Source organism: Candidatus Darwinibacter acetoxidans (genome assembly GCF_041936445.1).
In the GTDB taxonomy this organism is placed as follows: Bacteria; Bacillota; Limnochordia; order Darwinibacteriales; family Darwinibacteriaceae; genus DTU010.
On record NZ_JBHGXH010000036.1, the window covers coordinates 1 to 1,121 of the forward strand.

The window sequence follows — 1,121 nt, forward strand, 5'->3', positions numbered from 1 at the left end:
GAAAGGGACGACGAAACGAAAATGCCCGACGCAGCCCGCGAATACCTGCCTGCTCGCGATCGTGTTCGTGCCGGCAGGGGCGACGGTGATCGCGACCGGGGGCGTCTACGACGCTCGGATGCTCTCGCAGAACCTGGCGGCGGCGGCGCTCCGGTGCAGCACCGAAATCTCCGGAGCCACTATCCAGGGGGTAATCCCGCTCCCTCCAGAGCCATCTTCGCATCTGATCACTGTTGAACCGGTGACGATTGATCCGGTGACGATCGCTTCGTATCCCGGACCATATACACACACTGGCGGTCATCGGTTTGAAGAAACAAGATTATCGTTTGCCATTCCATCAAATCTGTCAAATCACGGTATTCCCGCATCACATAAATTGGTAAGGATATCTGTTTCTTATCGTATGGTAACTGGTACTACCACTTCATATTCGAGAGTTATAATCAATGGTGTTGATTGTAGTCCGTTACGGCAGGAATTGACTTGGTCTGGATCATATGACAAAACTATAACACAATCCATTTATGTGGCTGCTGGTTCAACTCTTTCGTTTACTACTTGTAATACTTCGAATGACTCATCAATGCCGACGATTTCCAACATTGTTGTGAAATTGGAGGGTGGATATCCATTTGGAACATTCACTCCAGCGGAGTATTCGACCATCGCTGGTGTTCCGAATTTACCTATCGCTCCGTATAACTTTAATAATCATTCGGATATTGAGTGTACCTGCGATTTTGATGGAATTTCTGCTACCATGGGTGATAAAAAAGCCAGACCGTATTTCCCTCAACAGCCGAATGCAATCACTTTGGCTTGGAAACCGGACAAAACTTGGACTTCTACACAACCCGTCCTCCAATTCTATCGGGGGCGGACTTGATCACCCCCTTCACGATCAAACATCGTCGGGTAGAGGCTGGTCAGGTCGAGCGCGATGACGTTCTCTTTGAGGCCTACCGAGGGGTCGAGGACCGTCGCGCCGGTGAACCCTTCACCGGTATTCTCGTTCTGACCCCGGCTCGCATCGGCGCGGTGATCGCGGCCGTGCTGTTTGTCGTGGCGCTCGCATACCTGGTGAGCCTGCCGCAGAACCAGTTCCAGCCGGCCGACCT

At 51.8% G+C, this 1,121-nt stretch carries 2 protein-coding genes; both read left to right on the forward strand.

Annotation, left to right across the window (positions count from 1 at the left end; all coding sequences use genetic code 11):
• On the forward strand, nt 1-889 hold an 889-nt coding region (locus ACE4YL_RS01130), incomplete at its 5' end, for a hypothetical protein (RefSeq protein ID WP_461369056.1).
• A partial coding sequence (locus tag ACE4YL_RS01135) for a hypothetical protein (protein WP_461369057.1) occupies nt 886-1,121 on the forward strand: 236 nt, incomplete at its 3' end. The genes ACE4YL_RS01130 and ACE4YL_RS01135, both read left to right, overlap by 4 nt.